Origin of the sequence: Sorangium sp. So ce128 (genome assembly GCF_051525245.1) — a bacterium.
Lineage (GTDB): Bacteria > Myxococcota_A > Polyangia > Polyangiales > Polyangiaceae > Sorangium > Sorangium cellulosum_B.
The window spans coordinates 4,563,205-4,580,081 of record NZ_CP150313.1 but is presented as its reverse complement, the minus strand read 5'-3'; the positions used below and the strand labels follow the sequence as shown (position 1 = coordinate 4,580,081).

11 protein-coding genes are annotated in these 16,877 nt (G+C 73.5%); 8 read left to right on the top strand and 3 right to left on the bottom strand.

Annotated features, from left to right (window positions below; all coding sequences use genetic code 11):
* The first annotated feature begins 108 nt into the window (after positions 1-108).
* The 3 genes from WME82_RS17500 to WME82_RS17490 all read left to right on the top strand — a co-directional run bounded on the left by WME82_RS17500 (position 109) and on the right by WME82_RS17490 (position 6,244).
* On the top strand, positions 109-4,170 hold the full coding sequence (locus WME82_RS17500; RefSeq protein ID WP_438043749.1) for a serine/threonine-protein kinase: 4,062 nt from the start codon (positions 109-111) through the stop codon (positions 4,168-4,170).
* Between the two features lie 33 nt (positions 4,171-4,203).
* The gene (locus tag WME82_RS17495) at positions 4,204-4,941 is read left to right on the top strand and encodes an OmpH family outer membrane protein (RefSeq protein ID WP_438043748.1); all 738 of its coding nucleotides are present in this window, start codon (positions 4,204-4,206) and stop codon (positions 4,939-4,941) included.
* A 121-nt stretch (positions 4,942-5,062) separates the two neighbouring features.
* Positions 5,063-6,244: a hypothetical protein gene (locus WME82_RS17490; RefSeq protein ID WP_438043747.1), complete on the top strand. Its 1,182-nt coding sequence runs from the start codon at positions 5,063-5,065 to the stop codon at positions 6,242-6,244.
* 30 nt (positions 6,245-6,274) lie between these two features.
* On the opposite strand, the gene WME82_RS17485 is transcribed toward WME82_RS17490, so the two are convergent.
* Both WME82_RS17485 and WME82_RS17480 read right to left on the bottom strand, forming a co-directional pair.
* Positions 6,275-7,363 carry a hypothetical protein gene (locus WME82_RS17485; RefSeq protein ID WP_438043746.1) on the bottom strand — a complete coding sequence of 363 codons (1,089 nt, stop codon included), beginning with the start codon at positions 7,361-7,363 and terminating at the stop codon, positions 6,275-6,277.
* 84 nt (positions 7,364-7,447) lie between these two features.
* The gene (locus WME82_RS17480) at positions 7,448-9,550 is read right to left on the bottom strand and encodes a HEAT repeat domain-containing protein (RefSeq protein ID WP_438043745.1); all 2,103 of its coding nucleotides are present in this window, start codon (positions 9,548-9,550) and stop codon (positions 7,448-7,450) included.
* A 64-nt stretch (positions 9,551-9,614) separates the two neighbouring features.
* On the opposite strand from WME82_RS17480, the gene WME82_RS17475 reads away from it, so the two are divergent.
* The 3 genes from WME82_RS17475 to WME82_RS17465 all read left to right on the top strand — a co-directional run bounded on the left by WME82_RS17475 (position 9,615) and on the right by WME82_RS17465 (position 13,896).
* Positions 9,615-10,067 (top strand): hypothetical protein, encoded by a 453-nt coding sequence (locus WME82_RS17475; protein WP_438043744.1) that lies wholly within the window; start codon positions 9,615-9,617, stop codon positions 10,065-10,067.
* 66 nt (positions 10,068-10,133) lie between these two features.
* Positions 10,134-11,711: a hypothetical protein gene (locus WME82_RS17470; RefSeq protein ID WP_438043743.1), complete on the top strand. Its 1,578-nt coding sequence runs from the start codon at positions 10,134-10,136 to the stop codon at positions 11,709-11,711.
* Positions 11,712-12,171: 460 nt separating this feature from the next.
* A complete protein-coding gene (locus WME82_RS17465; protein ID WP_438043742.1) occupies positions 12,172-13,896 on the top strand; it encodes a glycoside hydrolase family 43 protein in 1,725 nt (574 codons plus the stop codon).
* A gap of 52 nt (positions 13,897-13,948) precedes the next feature.
* Here WME82_RS17465 and WME82_RS17460 read toward each other — a convergent pair whose 3' ends face one another.
* Positions 13,949-14,863 (bottom strand): hypothetical protein, encoded by a 915-nt coding sequence (locus WME82_RS17460; protein WP_438043741.1) that lies wholly within the window; start codon positions 14,861-14,863, stop codon positions 13,949-13,951.
* 141 nt (positions 14,864-15,004) lie between these two features.
* Here WME82_RS17460 and WME82_RS17455 point away from each other — a divergent pair, with 141 nt between their 5' ends.
* Positions 15,005-16,375: a hypothetical protein gene (locus WME82_RS17455; RefSeq protein ID WP_438043740.1), complete on the top strand. Its 1,371-nt coding sequence runs from the start codon at positions 15,005-15,007 to the stop codon at positions 16,373-16,375.
* 39 nt (positions 16,376-16,414) lie between these two features.
* A complete protein-coding gene (locus WME82_RS17450; RefSeq protein ID WP_438043739.1) occupies positions 16,415-16,684 on the top strand; it encodes a hypothetical protein in 270 nt (89 codons plus the stop codon).
* Positions 16,685-16,877: the final 193 nt, after the last annotated feature.

The window sequence follows — 16,877 nt, the reverse complement described above, 5'->3', positions numbered from 1 at the left end:
CGCTGGCATGAAGACGCGAGGTTCGCGTAGCCTATCCGGACGGTGCTCCCGGAGTTCACCGACCCGACCGACCGCTTCATGATCGAAGCCCGCAGCCGAAGCGGCGGCATGGGTGATATTTTCAAGGGCACGGATCAGACCACCGGCGCCCCGGTCGCGCTCAAGATCCTGCGCGCCGCCGCGTCGCACCAGGAGCGCGCCCGCTTCGCGCGCGAGATCTCGATCCTCGCCGATCTGCGGCACCCCAACATCGTTCAGTACGTCGCGCACGGCACCTGGCTCGACGGGCGCCTCTTCTTCGCGATGGAGTGGCTGGACGGCGAGGATCTCGGGCAGCGCCAGCGGCGCGCGCCGCTCGGCCTGCGCGACTCGGTGGAGGTCGTCCGGCGCAGCGCCGCCGCGATGGCCGCCATCCACGCCCGCGGCGTCGTGCACCGCGACCTCAAGCTCTCCAACATCTTCCTCGTCCGCGGCAAGGGCACCGCGATCAAGCTGATCGACTTCGGCGTCGTGAAGCTCGCGGTCCCGGACGACTGCCCCACCGAGCGCGGCACGATCATCGGCACCCCGCATTTCATGGCGCCCGAGCAGGCGCGCGGCGAGGCGGTCGACGCGCGGGCCGACGTGTACTCGCTGGGCGCCGTCCTGTTCCGCCTGGTCACGGGCAGGAACGTGTTCGAGACCGAGAACGCGATCGCGCTGCTCAGCCGCCTCGTGGTCGAGGACCCCCCGCGCTCGCAGCAGATCCGCTTCGACGTGCCCGAGGCCCTCGACGAGGTGCTCGCACGCGCCATCGCCCGCGATCGCGAGCAGCGGTACGAGAACGGCGGCGAGCTGGCGCGCGCGCTCGCGCGGGTCGGGGAGCTGAACAACGATCCCCCCGCGACCGACAGGTCCGCCTCGATCGTCCGGCGCGCGGCCGCGCAGGAGATGATGCCGAGGCCCGCCGGGCCGGGCGACGAGCGGCCGCAGGTGCGGCTCGCCAACAGCGAGCGGCGCGTGGTCGCCTGCGCGCTCTTCGAGCTGGGCGCCGGCCCGCTCCGCCCCGCGGTGGACGCCGCGCTCCGCGAGGTCCTCGGCGACGACCCGCGGTTCGAGCCGCTCCCCGACGGGAGGCTCGCCGCGGCGCTCGGGGTGGAGCGCTCGCGGGGCGACGAGGCGGCGCGCGCCGCGCGGGCGGCGCTGACCGTGGCCCGATCGACGCCGGGCGCGCGGGCCTCGGTCGCGGTCGGGCACGCCGTCCGCGGCAGGGCGAGCCTCGCCGGCGAGGCGCTCGATCGCGCTGCGCAGCAGCTGGAGTACGCGGCGCCCGGCGCGGTCCGGATCGACGCCCACGCGATCGCCGCGCTGGAGGGGCGGTTCGTGGTCCAGGAAGACGCGCGCGGCGGCGTGCTCGTCCACGAGGACGCGGCCGGCTTCGACGCGCGCAAGCTCGCCGGGCTCCCCACGGCGATCCTCGGGCGCGAGCACGAGCTCGCAAGGCTCCAGGGCATCTTCAGCGCGATCGCCGAGGACGGCGCGCCGCGCGCGGCGCTCGTGACGGGCCCCGCCGGCATCGGCAAGAGCCGCGTCCGCGCCGAGCTGATCCAGCACCTCGAGACGGCGCCGCACGCGCCGATCATCCTGCTCTGCCGCGGCGACGCGATGAGCCAGGGCGCTGGCCTCACGACGCTGGGCCGCGCCCTGCGCGCGCTCATGGGCATCCGCGACGGCGAGCGCCTCGAGGACCAGGTGCAGAAGGTGAGCGCCCACGTGGCGATGCGCCTGGCCCGCCCGCTCCGCTTCCTCGCCGGCTTCATCGGGGAGCTCGCCGGCGTGCCCTTCCCCGACGAGGGCAACGAGCCGCTGCGCGCGGCCCGCGAGAGCCCGCAGCTCATGGAATCGCGCACGCGGATGGCGGTGGAGGCGTTCTTCCGCTCGAAGTCCGAGACCACGCCGCAGATCCTGGTCGTCGAGGACATGCACTGGGCCGACAGCACCACGGTCGAGCTCGTCGACTGGCTGCTCGGCTGCGCCGATCTCCGCTTCGGGGTCTTCGCCTTCGCGCGGCCCGAGCTCTCCGCCCGGTTCCCGTCGCTGTGGGAGCACCGCGACGTGACCCGCGTGACGCTCCCGCCGCTGTCCCCAGAGGCCGCGGATCGGCTCGCGGCGAGCGCCCTTCCGCAGGCCGACCCGGCCACGCGCGGCGCCATCGTCCAGCGCGCCGGCGGCTACGGCCTCTTCCTGGAGGAGCTCATCCGGTCCGCCGCGGAGGGGCGCGACGGCGTGCCGCTCAGCGTGCAGGCCCTGGTGCAGGCCCGCGTCGACCGCATGTCGAGCGGGGTGCGCGGGGCGCTGCGCGCCGCGTCCGTCTTCGGCCAGGTCTTCTGGACGGCGGGCGTCGCGGCGCTGCTCGAGCGCGCCGTGGGCGCGGAGCTCGCCGAGCTGGAGGCGGGCGAGATGATCGCGCGCCAGCTGGAGCCGCGGGTCCCGGGGCAGGTGCAGTGGACGTTCCGGCAGGCGGTCGTGCGCGACGCGGCGTACGCGTCGATCCTCGAGGAAGACCGCGCCGCGCTCCACCTCGCCGCGGCCGCCTGGCTCGAGTCCGCGGGCGTCGATCCAGGGCTGATCGCGCGCCACGCCGACGCGGGCGGCGACAAGGCGCGGGCGGCGCTGCTCTACGCGCGCGCGACGCGGGACCCGGCGGCGAGCGGCGCGGAGCTCGACGAGGCGCTCGAGCGCGCGACGCGCGGGCTCGCCTGCGGGGCCGAGGGGACCACGCGCGCCGCGCTCCTGGTCCGCCGGGCGGAGCTCCTCGAGCTCCTCGGCCGCCTCGACGAGGCGCTCGACGCCGCGGAGCAGGCGTCGCGCCTCGCGCTGCCCGGCTCGGATCTGTGGGGCGAAGCGCAGGTCGTCGCGGTGACCTGCATGATCGAGGCGGGCCAGGGCGCCGAGGGCGACGCGCGCGCCGCGTCCGCGCTCTCTCCGCAGTTCGCGGCGGCGCTCTCGCCGTCGATCCGCGCGAAGCTCCTCGCGTCTCGCGTCCGCGCCCTGGCGGCGCTGGGCCGGCCCGCCGAGGCGCTCCGCGCCGCGCACGCGGCGATGGAGGCCGCGCGCGGGAGCGGCTCGACCGACGCGCTCCTCCACGCCCGGGAGGCCCACCTGGCCGCGCTGATGCACGCCGGCGATCTGGCCGCCGCGGCCTCTCTGGGCGCGTCGCTCGTCGCGGACGCCGACGAGGCCGGCGACGCCGTCATCGCGGCAAGGGCCCGCCTGAACACCGGCTCGGCGCTGAACCAGCTCGGCCTGTTCGAGGAGGCGCAGGCGCTGCTCGAGCGCGCGCTGCTCGACGCGCGGAGCCGGAAGCTCCGGGCGATCGAGGGGTTCGCGCTCCACAACCTCGGGATGTCGTACGCGCGGCTCGGCAACATCGAGGAGGGCGTCGCGCTCGAGCGCCAGGCGAGCGGGATCGCCGACGCGTGCCAGATCTCCCGCCTCAGGTTCGCCGGCCGGCTGTACGAGGCGCTCTTCCTCGTCTGGCGCGGCGCCCCCGGCGACCACGCGACCGCCCACGCCGTCGCGCGCTGGCTCTGCGAGGAGGCGGCGCACCACGCGGCCGCGCTGCAGGCGATGGCGAGCTTCGCGATGGCGCGCGTCCAGCTGGCGCGCCGCGAGCTCAGGGCCGCGGTCGACGCGGCGCGCGAGGCGTCGCGCCACCTCGCGGGTGGGCCCATCGAGGAGTGGAGCGACGCGATCCGCGTCACGCTCGTCGAGGCGCTCCTCGCGATCGGGGACGAGCGCGAGGCGAACGCCGCGCTCGACGCCGCGTTCTCCGCCCTGGCCGCGCGCGTCGAGGCCCTGCGGGATCTCCGCCAGCGCGACGCGTTCCTTCGGGGGAACGACGACGTCGGGCGTCTGATCGCCCTCGCTCGAGAGCGCCTCGGCCGGTCGCTGCCCTCGACGTCGCGGCCGCCGCACGCGGCGGACCCGTCCGCCCAGCGGGCCGCCGGGGCGCCGTCACGGAGCAAGGTCGCGAAGACCGCCGGCGCCTTGGGACGGAAGGAGCGCGCCGAGGCGCCGAGCAACAACGATCCGGCAGCGCACCGCAGCGCGAGCCCTGCGCAGAGCAAGGACGCGCACCCGGAGGGCGCAGCGGCGGCAGCGCACGAGAAGGGCGCGCCACGTTCTTGACGTTGGGTGGCCGGGTAGCTAAGGCCATCCGCGATGCGAAACAACGCTCCTGAGCGGCTCGTCGCGCGCTGTTCCACGTTCTCCACCCCTGCGCGTCCGGCCGGCGCGAGCCAGGGTGCTGCGCTGGCAGCCCGCCCGACCTCGGGCCGGTGGCTCACGGCGCGCGTCCTGCCGCTGCTCGCGGCCGCGGCGCTCGGCAGCGCGGCGCTGCTGTCGCCCGCGCCCGCGTCCGCGCAGTCGAAGATCGCCGTCGTCGACGTGCGCCGCGCCATGCTGGAGACCGAGGAAGGGCTCCGCGTCCAGGCGACGCTCAAGAAGCTGTTCGACAGCCGCCAGGTGGAGCTCGACACGAAGCGCCGCGCGCTCGACGACGAGCGGGACAAGCTCGACAAGGAGGCCCAGGCGGGCAAGACGCCGAAGGACGTCCTCCAGCGCAGGTTCGAGACCTGGCAGCGCCAGGCCGCCGAGTTCCAGGCGACGACGCTCGACGCCCAGCGCGAGATGCAGCGCAAGGAGAGCGAGCTCACGACGCCGATGCTGCAGAAGGTGCTCGGCCTCCTCCGGCGCCTCGCGGCGCAGGAGGGTTACGACCTCATCCTCGACAAGTCGGCCGTTCCCTACTACCGCGCCGATCTCGAGCTCACCGATCGCGCGATCCAGATGTACAACAGCGGGCAGGCCGGCGAGGCGCCGCCCGCGAAGGGCGCGCCCCCGGCCAAGGGCGCGCCGCCCTCCGCCCCGGCGAAGCCGGCCGCGCCCGCCAAGAAGTAGCCGCGCAGCGTACGTCGCTCGAGAGGCGCTCGTGGCTCACGCCGCGCGGCGCGATATCCTCTGGGCGGGGGCACGGAGCGCGAACGGGCGCTGCGCGGCCACCTGGCACGGAGGTGGTTCGGTGGGCTCTTTTCTCGTCGGCCGGGGAGCGCGCCTCACGGCCTGCATCGGGCTCGGCGCCGCAGGCGCCCTGGCCGCTCCCGCCGCCTGCCTGTACCCCGAGTACACCTTCGATGAGCCCGAGCCTTCCGGCAGCACCGGGGCCATCAGCAGCTCCAGCGGGGACGGGGCGGAGGACTGCGCGAACGGCGACGACGACGACGGCGACGGCCAGATCGACTGCGCCGATCCCGCGTGCGGCGACTTCGTGTGCACGGCGGCCGTGCCGGAGGGCTGGAGCGGCTACTTCGCGCTGTTCGACGGTGAGCCCGCGATGGACCCGGGCTGCCCACCCGAGTTCGCCGCGGGGCCGCCGTTCGTCGGAAACCGAGGCCTGTCCGCGCCGCCGGCGAGCTGCGCGTGCTCGTGCGGTCCCGCGGAGGGGCAAGCCTGCGACCCGGTGGACGGGATCACGATCACCGTCGCGGACGCGCCTTGCGGGTCGGAGCCGCACTGCCTCTTCCCGCTCGCGACGCCCGGCTGGGCGGCCCAGGTGTGCAGGGGCCCCGACGGAGTCTTCAGCGACAGGCTGACCTGCGGGCCGAGCAGCAACGCGGAGTGCTCGGCGACCACCGGCGCACCGTGCGCCGTGTCGGTCAGCGTGAGCCCGCTCGCGGCCTCCGGCGGCGAGTGCGGGCCGAGCGCCGTGCAGGTGCAGAGGCCGGACCTGCGGTGGACGCGCCTCGGCCGCGCGTGCGCCGCGGCCGAGCCGCTCGGCCGGGGCTGCAACCTCGGCCAGGTCTGCGCGCCGAAGCCGGCCGCGCCGTTCGAGGGCGGCCTCTGCATCGCCAGGGACGGCGACGCCGCCTGCCCGCCGGGCCCTTACACGGAGCGGCGCGTCTTCTTCACCGACATCGAGGACAGCCGCGGCTGCGACGACGACTGCGCGTGCGGCGCGCCGTCGGGCGGGACGTGCCCGACGACCGTCGCCCTCTACTCCGACGTGCAGCTGCACACCTGCGCGACGCAGGTGACGGAGCTGCCTGCGGGCAGCTGCGTGGACCTCGAGGACAACCCTTCCGTCGTGGGCCGCAAGGTGACGTCGCTCGGCGCGCCCACTGGCGGCGCGTGCCGGCCGAGCGGCGGCACGCCCAGCGGAGAGGCCCGCGGCGCGAGCCCGCGGACGTTCTGCTGCCGCACCTGATGCGCCCGCCGGCCCGGAGGGCGCCCCGCCTCAGAAGCTGCCGGCGACGCTGAGGCCCGCGAGGTCGGCGCCAGGCGCCTGCGGAAGGACCTCCGCGCGGCGGACGCCCGCGCGGGCGCGCCGCCCGGCCGCGGCAGCGGCTGCGCGGGCGCTCGCGTCCGGCTCGGCCGCGCTGCCGCTCATCACGAGCAGCGTGATCCCCGCGGCGACGCCGACGACACCGAGCCCGATCGCCGCCTCGGCGACGCCCGTGTAGAGCCGGCCTCGATCGGCGACGGGCCTGGCGGAAGGAGGGCAACTCCTGTCGCCGCCGCACAGCGCGTCGAGATCGCTCAGCGTGCCGGCGCGGAGGCCGAGGAAGATCCCACCCACGGCGCCGCTCGCGATCCCGGCGCCGAGCACGGCGAGGCCCGGCACCTTCGACGGACGCGTCGCCGGCAGGCGCGCCAGCGCGGCCCTCGGCGGCACCTCCGCGGGCGCGCGTCCCGGCGACGCGCTCGCCGGCCGCGGCGCCGCCGGCGGCTCGGCGATCGCGATCTCCACGGTCTTCGCATCCCGCTCCGCGAGCGTGACGGTCTCCCGCGCCGCCTCGCGATCGCCGACCCAGGCCGAGACCACGTGGGGCCCTGGATCGACCGGGATGTCGGCGCTGATCTCCGAGGCGCCGAGCGCGGCGCCGTCGAGCAGGATCGTGGCGGTGAGCGCCCCCGCGCCCCGGCGGATCGCGAGCCTCGGGATGCGCTCCTCGAGGTCCTCGATCCGCGCGCCGACGTTCGCGCTGACGTCGTTCGCCCGGGGGTCCCCGTCGGCCGCGGCCGCGGCGATGCGGTAGTTGCCGAGCGCCGAGACGAGCTTGCCGAGCCGCGCCTCGCACTCCGCGATGTTGAACAGCACCTGCGGCGTCCGCCGCACGCTCGCGACCGCATGGAACTTCGCGAGCGCCGCGGCGCAGTGGTTCGCCGCGCTGAGCGCGACCCCCTCCTGGAAGAGCGCCCGCGCCTCCGCGAGCTCCTCCTTGGACTGGGCCCGCGCCGAGGTCGGCGCGATCAGCGCGGCGCCGAGCGCCGAGGCCGAGATGACCTGCCGCCAGCTGATCCTCCCAAGTCCGCGTCGCTCCATGCATCCCCCCTCGCGAGCACCGCGCCCCTCTTCGCGCTCGGCTCGGCTCGCCGACGTCCGCGCGCGCCGACGTCCGCGGGCCGTTTACCCTACGCGCCGGCGGGGCCGCGTCCAGCGGCCCGGGGCGCCCGAGGCGCGCGCCGCGATCGGCCGCCAGGCCTGGATCGCCTCCTCCTGCGCCACCACGAAGTCGTGCGGATCGAAGCGCACGAAGTGCCCGGTGCGGAGGATCAGCTCGCGCTGGAGCAGCCGGCGCTCGCCCGGGGTGACCCGCCCCGTGTCCAGCTCGTCGAGCACGACGTCGGGTGTGTAGGGACGCCCGCGGCGGTAGCGCGCGCTCATGTCCCAGCCCTGGCAGCGCTCGCGCCAGAAGGCCCGCCAGCGCGCGGCGTCCACCGTGGGCTGCTCCGCCATCTCCGGCGCCGGCGCCTCGGGCAGGTCGTTGGGATCGCTGACCAGCTGCGCGAGCTTGAGGTCGCGAGGCTCGCCCACGTCGGGCTCGGGCGGATCGGCGACGAAGATCTCCTCGTCCTCCACCGCGACCTCCTCCCACATCCCCGCGCCGGTGATCCGCTCCAGCGCGTAGGCCGCGGCGAGCTTCACGTCCCCGTCCACGTCGGGCTCGAGCAGGTCGATGAGCAGCGGCACCGCGGCGGCCGCGCCGGCCCAGCCCACGGCGAAGATCAGGCCGCGCCGCGGCGCCTCGGCGACGCGCGAGGCGAGCAGCCGCGCGTCGGCGTCGTCGCCCGCGAGCGCGAGCAGGAGCGCCGCGGCGTCCGCGCCGTCGGCCTCCTCCAGCGCGCCGCGCAGCGCGAGCGGGGCGTGCGGGTGATCCGAGAGCGCCATGGCCGTCCAGGCGGCCTCGCGGAGCGCCGGGTCCGGCGCCGCGAGGGCCCGCTGGATCAGCTCGGGCAAGCGGGGGCCCGGCGTGCAGCCGAGGTGGTGGAGCGCGCACGCCGCCACGGGGGCCTCGTCGTCCGACGCCGCCGCGACGAGCTCATCCTCGGTCGCGAAGCCGCGGTAGGCGAGGACGTCGATCGCCATCGCGCGGACGAGCGGCTCGGGGTCGCGGAGCAGGCTGCGGAGCGCGAGCGGCAGGAGCTCGTGCGGGACCAGCTTCAAGGCAGCGCCGAGCGCGTCGATGAACGCCCTGTCCTTGCCGCTCCGGAGCAGCGCGAGCTCGGCCGCGGCGAGCGCGTCGCGACCGGCGAAGCAGCCGAGCACCATCGCGCTCGCGAACGCGACGCTCGCGTCCTTCACGGGCGCGTCGGCCACGAGCCGCGGCACGTGCTCGAGCGCCGGCGCCCCGATCGCCGCGATCACGTCGATGGCCGCGAGCATGCGCCGCTCGAGGATCAGCGCCCCGCGGAAGGGATCGCCGAGCAGCGGCGCCCGCTGCATGCCGACCATCGCGACCTCCTCGAAGCACTCGCGGGCGCGGGCGCGGAGGAAGGCGAGATCGTCGATCGCGTCGCCGATCTCGGGCGCGAAGCCCGGCGGCACGGGGCGCGCAGCTCCCTCGTCCGGGCGCGCCGCGGGCGGCCGCACCTCCGCGGCCGCGGGGAGCGCGCCGGGCGCGGGCGCCTGCTGCTTCAGCGCCTCGACGGCGGCCTTGAGCTCCTCGAACGTCCGCGGCCGCGGGATCGGCGGCGGGGGCTTTGCGACGAGCTCGGCGGGGGGCGGCTCCGGGACCTTGATGAGCGGCGCGAGCGACGCCCGCTGGACCGCGTGCAGCCGCGGCCGGTCGCGGCTCGCCAGGATCGGCGGCAGATCGAGCGGCGGCGCCGGCGGCACGAGGGCGAGCCGCGCCGCGGCTTGCTCGAGCCAGCCGCGCGCGCTCCGGAGCAGCTCGTCCACCGCCGCGAAGCCCGCGTCGAGCCCGATCGCCTGCTCGATCTGAGCGGCGACGTTGTCGGTTTCCGCCAGGGCGGCACGCACCGCGCCGAGGGGTTCGGCGCGGCCGTCGAAGGCGTCGTAGATCGCGCCGAGGGCCCGCTCCAGGGCGCGCGCGGGCCCGGTCAGGTCGGTCACCGGTTCGACGTCGTGCTCGAGCGACAGCGCTGCGCGGCGGAGCGCGGCGTGCGCGTTCTCGAGCTTGTCGTGGGCGAGCACGTCCGTGCCGGCGGGCGCGGAGGGCTGCCCCTCCTGACCGCCGGGCGCGACGAAGGGCAGGTATGAGAAGGACACGCGCCATGAATACACCTGCGCCAAGGAGGCCCCAAGACGCGCGCTGAGGTAGCCTGCCCGGACGATGAAGGATCCTCCGCAGAGCGCGCAGAACGTCGACGACGTCGAGGTGTACGCGACGCTGGCCGCCCAGCTCGCAGACCCGAGCGCCGACCGCGCGGCGCTCCTCGCGGCGCACGGGCTCGACGAGGCCGGCTGGGAGGCGCTCGACGACGCCTGGCAGGCGCGGCTCTCCGAGGCGGACGACGACGACGGCGAGGAGGTGGGCGTGCCGCCGCTCGTCGTCGCCTTCGCCGAGACGTTCGCGCGGGTGCAGCGCGCCCGAGCGAAGAGCGAGCTGTCGTTCGAGCGCTTCCTCGAGGCCGCGCGCGGGTTGAAGCGGGGCACCGACATGGCGACGGTGCTGAGCCGCCTGGACCTGACGCTCGAGGACTACCTGAGCGCGCAGCAGCGATGGACCGCGGCGATGCTCGAGGACGACGCGCTCATGGCGCGGTTTCAGCGGGCGATGAGGTAACCGGGACGGCCGCGGGGCGACATCGGCCGGCCGCCGCAGCGCGCCGCCCGACGGTGACGAGGGGGTATGTTCGTGGACATGGTGGAGCGCGACGAGGAGGTCCGATCGATCCGGCTCGAGGAGCTCGCCGCCGTGGCCGGGGCCCTCGAGGCGGGCCTGCCGCGCGACGAGGTGCTCGCGGACGCGGGGCTCTCGGCCGCGGCGTGGGAGGCGGAGCGGGAGCGGTGGATGTCCAGGCTCGCCGCGCAGGCCGCGCGCGGGCAGCTGCGATCGAGCCGCCGGTATTTGGAGCTCGTCGCCGCGCAGAAGCGCCGCGCCGAGGAGAAGGCGCGTGGCGCGCGCAGGAAGCTGGAAGGGCCGATGCCGGTGGCGCCCGCAGCGCGCATCGCCCCGCTGCAGGGGGCGCCTCGGGATGGGGCGACGCCGCCGCCTGCCGCGGGCGTGAGCGACGAGGGGGCTGCGCGATCTCCCTGGGCCAGGCTGAACGCAGCCGCGCCGCCGCCCGGGGTCGTGCAGCCTTCGCCGTTGCCGCCGGCCGGGGTCGTGCAGCCTTCGCCGTTGCCGCCGGCCGTGCCGTTGCCGTCGCTGCTGCCGGCGGTGCCGTCGTCACTGCCCATGCCGAGCCTGGAGCGGCCGTCAACGGCACCGCGAGCCCGCATGACGCTCCTCGGCACGACGTCTCTTCCGAGCCGGGATGCGCTGCCGTTCCGCCAAGACGTGTCGAACGCGCCCGCGGTCGAGGGTGCAGCGACGTCACCGGCAGACAGCCCGGAGATGGAGACGACGAGCATCGGCACGGTCGGCGCGCTGGCGGCCGACAGAGCCTTGCCCTTCTCCGGCACGGCCCCTCTACCTCCGCTCGACGCCGCTCTGCCCTTCTCCGGCACGGCCCCTCTACCTCCGCTCGACGCCGCTCTGCCCTTCTCTCGCCCGGCCCCTTTGCCTCCGCCCGACAACGCCTTGCCCTTCTCTCGCCCGGCCTCCTCGCCGCCGGCCGCCAATCCCTTGCCCTTCTCTCGCCCGGCCTCCTCGCCGCCGGCCGCCGATCCCTTGCCCTTCTCTCAACCGGCCTCCTCGCCGCCGGCCACCAATCCCCTGCCCTTCTCGCGGCCGGCCCCCTCGCCTCCCGCCGGCAACGCCCTGCCGTTCTCGCGACCGGCCTCCGCGCCGCCGGCCGACAACGCCTTGCCGTTCGCGCGACCGACCCCCTCGCCGCCCGCCGACAACGCCCTGCCCTTCGCTCGTCCGAGCCAATCGCCCGCGCCATCGCGGCCCGCCAGGGGAGAGATCGCTCCGCAGCCGCCCCAGATCCCGACGGGGAGCTGGGCCCTGCCCTTCCTTCAGCCGAGCGCCGTCGAGCCGTCCGCAAGCCCCTCGCCCGCGGAGCCCGCCGCGCAAGCGCACGCCGGCGTGGATGACGAGGAGACGATGCGCCGCGTGGAGCGGATCTCCCTCACGCGGTACGCGCGCCTGTGCGCCGACCTGCGCGACCATCCGAATCACATCCCGCAGATCCAGAGCCACTATGGGTTGACCCCACAGAGCTGGATCGCGCTCCACAGGAGTTGGCACGAGCGCTTCGAGTCCGATCCGGCGCTCAAGGAGCAGTGGCAGGCGCTCGTCGACCAGAGCGCGCGGAGCTGAGGACACCTGCTCTCGAGTCGGGCGCCGTTCAGCGCCGACGTCGAGAGGTGTCGGGGCTCGCCGCGCGCCCGTCCATTTTGATTGACATCGACCATGTGAACGTTCACAGTTTGCTCCAGGGGCATCCTTTCGCTTCGCCCTGGGCAGCCTGCGCTCGTGACCTTGCCTGCAGCAATTCGGGGACGAAGCGGCGCCATGTGCGGAGCCTCCTCCGAATCTCTCGACGGGAGCGGGATTCGCGGACGGCGGAACGGCGGCAGACGGCGCCAACGCCACCGGCCGAGAGGGCGGCAACGTCTACGGCTCGATCGACACAGCGAACCGCGACGGCAGAGGGACGGTCTTCAGCGCGCCCTGCTCGAACACGAAGGAATCGGCGTCGGCCGCCCGAGCGGCCGTGATCAACGGCTCTGGACCAACAGGTAAGGTGAACATGCGTCGCTCACGAAAATTGGCGAAAATGGCTTGTTGCGGGGTCGCGCTCGCCTCGGTCGGGCTCGTCGCGAGCCCCTCGGCGCGGGCCGATTACCCCATCGCCTCGCACCGCTATCTCGCCGACCCGGCTTCGCTGGTGCACGACGGGCGTGTCTACCTCTACTGCTCGAACGACGACGACAACGTCAAAGCGGACGGCTCGGACGACGGCTACAAGATGGCTTCGATCGTGGCGGTCTCGAGCAGCGACCTGAAGAACTGGACCGATCACGGCGAGGTGCTGCGCGTGCCCCGTGACGTCTCCTGGGCGACCTTCTCGTGGGCTCCGGCGCTCGTGGAGCGCGGCGGCACCATCTACATGTACTTCGGCAACAATGCGAACGGTATCGGCGTTGCCTCGAGCAAAAGCCCGACCGGACCGTTCAAGGACGCGAAGGGCAGCGCCCTGGTGACCTCGAACACGCCCGGCGCCTCGGGCAACAACATGTGGCTCTTCGATCCGGGCGTCTTCGTCGACGACGACGGCCAAGCGTACCTCTACTTCGGCGGCAACGGCGAGCAGAACGCGCGCATCATCAAGCTGAATAACGACATGGTGAGCGTCTCGGGTTCGGCCATCGCGCTCACGGTCCCGTACTTCTTCGAGGCGTCCTGGATGCACAAGCGCAACGGCGTTTACTATCTGTCGTACTCGACGAACACCGCCAACGGCCTACGGATCGATTACCTCACGAGCACGAGCCCCACGTCCGGCTTCACTCACCGTGGCACGGCGGGGCCCCAGCCGCCGAAGAACAACAACAACAACCACGCGGCGATCTTCGAGTTTGGCGGCTCCTGGTACCACGCCTACCACAATCGCTCCGTCGCCACCGATGCCCGAGAGCCTACAACCTATCGCCGGAACATCGCGCTCGAGACGCTCACCTACAAAGACGACGGCTCGATCGTGCCGGTGACCTACACGACGGACGGGCTCAAGCAGCTCGCGAACCTCGACCCCTACGCGCGCGTCGAAGCCGAGACCTTCAACGCGCAGAGCGGTATCGAGACCGAGCCCTGCGAGGAGGGCGGGATGGACCTCTCTTTCATCAGCGGCGGAGACTGGGTGCGCCTCCGCGGGGTCGACTTCGGCGAAGGGGCGGAGAGCTTCCGTGCGCGCGTCGCGAGCGGCGCGGAGGGGGGCAGCATCGAGCTCCGCCTGGATGCGCGCGACGGGACGCTCGTGGGCACCTGCGCAGTCGCGGCGACGGGCGGCTGGCAGGAGTGGAGCGATGTGTCGTGTGAGGTCGACGGCGCCACGGGCGTACACGATCTGTATCTCGTCTTCACCGGCGCCGGGTCGAACCTCTTCAACATGAACTACTGGCAATTTTCGCCCGTCGGGGGCGGAGCCGCCGGCGGGGGTGGCGCGGGTGGAAGCACGAGCGGCGGCGGTGGTGGCGACGGCGGCGGCGGCGGTGGCGTCGGCGCCGGCTCCGGCTCCGGCTCCGGCTCTGGCTCTGGCTCCGGCTCTGGTGGAGCGCCCTCGACGAGCACGGGAGGAGGGTCCCCCAACCCAATGCCGTCTGCCCAGGCGTCGTCGGGTGGCACCTCCGACGAGCAGTCGGGCGACCCAGCCGGTTGCAGCTGTCGCTCCGCGAGCCGCGCTCCGTCCGGAAATGCCCTCGCGCTGACAGCGCTGCTCGCGGCGTCCCTGGGGCTCCGGCAGCGCGGCCGGAGGGAGCGTGGCCGGCGGGTGACGAGCTGAATCGGTAATCCTGGCCGACGAGCGTCACACCGCCGCGGGCGCGCTCGATCACTCACTCCGGCCTGGGCCCGATCTCCGAGAACCAGTCGTCGAGGTCGGCGAGCGTCCTGGCCCAGGCCACGAGCGCGGCTTCGCCTCCCAGACGCAGGAGGAGCGTGTCCAGGCACGCGCCGTTTTCATAACGGCGATCGTACGTGAAGAGAGGCGTGACCTCGGCGATCGTGGGGCGCCAGTTCTCAGGTGAAGCGCGCTCTCGCCACACGTCGCACAGGCTCGCTTCTGACATCCAGGGGAACATGCTGCAGAGCGATGCGTCGGACTCTTCGGGCGGCTCGCGGAGCGCCTCCTTTACCGTCTCGGCGACAGCGGCGGACAAGCTCTCCCTCGCTTCCACGGAGAGCGACGGGAACACGGTCGCCCACGCGGACAGCCTGTTCGATGCGCGAGCAGCGCCGCGCACGAGCTCCGCGAAGCGTGCCGCGTGCTCCTCGCTCTTCAGCGCCTTCCCTACCATCTCGAGCATTCCAGACGTTTCCTCGTCCTCCAGGTCCGGACGCACGAGGCGCTCCACGTCGGCAAACGAGCCCAGCGCGAGCGCGATCTCCAGCTCGGCCTGATGGCGGTCGTCATCCCCTTCCATCGCGGCGCAAAAGCTGGTCGCAAGGTCTCTGTCGCCGAGCTCCACTGCACGGAGGGAGAGCGCCGCGAGCGCGTCGTCAATCTGAGAGCCCATGCACGGCAACACTTTCTGGTGAATGTAGCGGAGCTCCTCCAGCGTCGCCGATTCCGCCCAGTTCTCGATGGCGCGGCCCTCGCCGTGAAAGGCCTCTGGCGGCTCCGAGAAGAACATGCGCGCCAGCTCCGCTCGGACGTCCCCCGTGACCAAGGAGACGAGCTCGGAGGCGACGTAGTTGCGGTCAGAGACGTCCGTCCGCTCTCTCACCTCCGCGAGGGGAGCATCCTGCACCTCGGCCGCGAGCCACGGAGGCAGCTGCCCGCAGCGGAGCGGCCCGAGCGAATCCGCGGATCCTCGCGATTCGCCTTGCCAGCGACGGACGAGCGCTCGGGCCTCGTCGGGAACACATCGGTTCCATTCACTCTCGGGAATATGAAAGAGAAAGCGCTGCGCCGTGAGCGGAAACCGTTCGGAGGACAGCAGCCATCCCATGGCTCGCTGAACGATCGCGCTCGCTCCCGCCGACGTCCCCAGGAGTCGCTCCGTCAACACTTCGAGGCGATCTCCGAGCTCCGGCAAGGCGGAGATCTGCGCGTCCACGTCTTCGAGTCGCTCGGCGCGGCGCTCCTCGGGGTAGAGCGGCGCCAGCAGGGCAGCCCAGAACGCACGGCGCTCTGGACGGAGCCCGGCGAGGCGCTTGGCCGCCAGCAGCAAGATCTCCTCCCGCGCGGGGAAGCGCAGCCGCTCGGCGATACGCCGGAGCGCACCGATCACGAGCGCTTTCACGACACGGCGCCATTTCAGCTCGCCCAATACGAAGGCTCTGCGGTCTCGCGCGTATGCCGAGGGGGTCTCGGTCGCGCCGGCGGCCTCGATCCCTGCGACGGCGCGTTCTGCTTCGTGCAGCAATGGCGTTGGCCATACCACATCCGCTTCGGACACGGCGGGCCGGACCGCCCTCCACAGGCGCAGCCTGTCTTTCTCGCTCAGCGGCTTGGCGAGTTCGATGCCTGCACCCGGTCGAATGATCCCCTCGTGGATAGCACCGCCGACCACGTCCGGGAGAGCGTGCACGAACGAAGTGATGAGCTGCTCGAAGAGTGTTCGCAACCGCAGCGCCTGCACCATGCAACGGCCGCGCGAGGCTTCCGACGTCGCTTCGCCGAACGCTGCGTGGCTTCGCCGCCACGCGGCGACGACGAGCGCACGAAAGCCGAACGCACCGCCATCCAGAGGTTCCCAGGCGGCGCGCATCGGCTCGGCGATCACGCGATCGAGCTCTTCCGCCGTGGCATCGTGTCGCAAGAAGTGCATCGCCCCGTATCGAATGACGTACTCCGATCGAGCGCCAGGGGCGATGTTCCCTTCGGAACAGCGATCGAGAGTCGCCCGAACATGTGCGGTCAAGAGCGCCTGACCACTGACGTCGCCCACGCTGCTCAAGCGCAGGGAAAGCTCTCTCCCGAGAGCTCGATGACGGAACGCGGCGCCATGCGTCGTGTGACAGATCCATGGTTCGAGCTTCCGGAGCGTGGTAGACACTCGGGTCTCGGCCTGATCGCCTCCCACGATCTGGACCAGCTCTGCCTCCGCCATCGGCCCGCTGGCAGCGCTCAAGACGCACACGGTATCCGCGTCGACGTCACCGGGCAACGCCGCGACGGAGCGCTCCGGCGGCATCTCCAGGACGACATCCGACCAATCGTTCAACCAATGAAGGGCCTCACCCCATCGGGCGGCCGTGACACCGGGGTCGTTGTCCGCAGACACCCACATCCGGACGTTCCCGGGCAGCCCCGCTGACCATCCGATGCGCGACCATACCGCCGGATCATCGTTCTCGTGGGCACCGTCGAGGACGAGCAGCAGCGGCATGTCGGGGTTCTCGTCACCGCCGAGGATCGGTCGGATGTCGTCTGCCACGCGCGGAGCGAGCGCGCGCTCGGATGCCTTTCTGGACGTCAATCCTCGGAGCCGCGCATGCAGCGCGGCGACCCATATCGAGGGATCCGCCATGCCGCCGTGGACCGAGATCGGGATGAGCGCCACGCGGGCCAGCCCTCGCCGCGTGAGATGAAGACAGAACGCGCCGAGCAGAGCGCTCGTGCCTGAGCACGCAGGAGCCCTGAGCAAGGCCCGCTCGCCTGGGCGGGAGCTCGCCCAGAGCGCCTCCAGCGCTGACCACGGGCGCCGCTCGAACGAGCCGGGAACACGGGGATCACCGTGAAGCCAGGCTGCCACCGCCGGAGACGCGAGAAGGACCCGTACAGCGCGCCAGACCGAGCCCGGCGCGCGCTCCAGCCCG

Bases quoted from the DNA above. Each gene is read 5' to 3' on its own strand.
- WME82_RS17470 (WP_438043743.1), top strand. From the start codon at position 10,134: ATGTTCGTGGACATGGTGGAGCGCGACGAGGAGGTCCGATCGATCCGG.
- WME82_RS17485 (WP_438043746.1), bottom strand. From the start codon at position 7,363: ATGGAGCGACGCGGACTTGGGAGGATCAGCTGGCGGCAGGTCATCTCG.
- WME82_RS17500 (WP_438043749.1), top strand. From the start codon at position 109: ATGGGTGATATTTTCAAGGGCACGGATCAGACCACCGGCGCCCCGGTC.
- WME82_RS17495 (WP_438043748.1), top strand. From the start codon at position 4,204: ATGCGAAACAACGCTCCTGAGCGGCTCGTCGCGCGCTGTTCCACGTTC.
- WME82_RS17475 (WP_438043744.1), top strand. From the start codon at position 9,615: ATGAAGGATCCTCCGCAGAGCGCGCAGAACGTCGACGACGTCGAGGTG.
- WME82_RS17455 (WP_438043740.1), top strand. From the start codon at position 15,005: ATGAAAGAGAAAGCGCTGCGCCGTGAGCGGAAACCGTTCGGAGGACAG.
- WME82_RS17465 (WP_438043742.1), top strand. From the start codon at position 12,172: ATGGCTTGTTGCGGGGTCGCGCTCGCCTCGGTCGGGCTCGTCGCGAGC.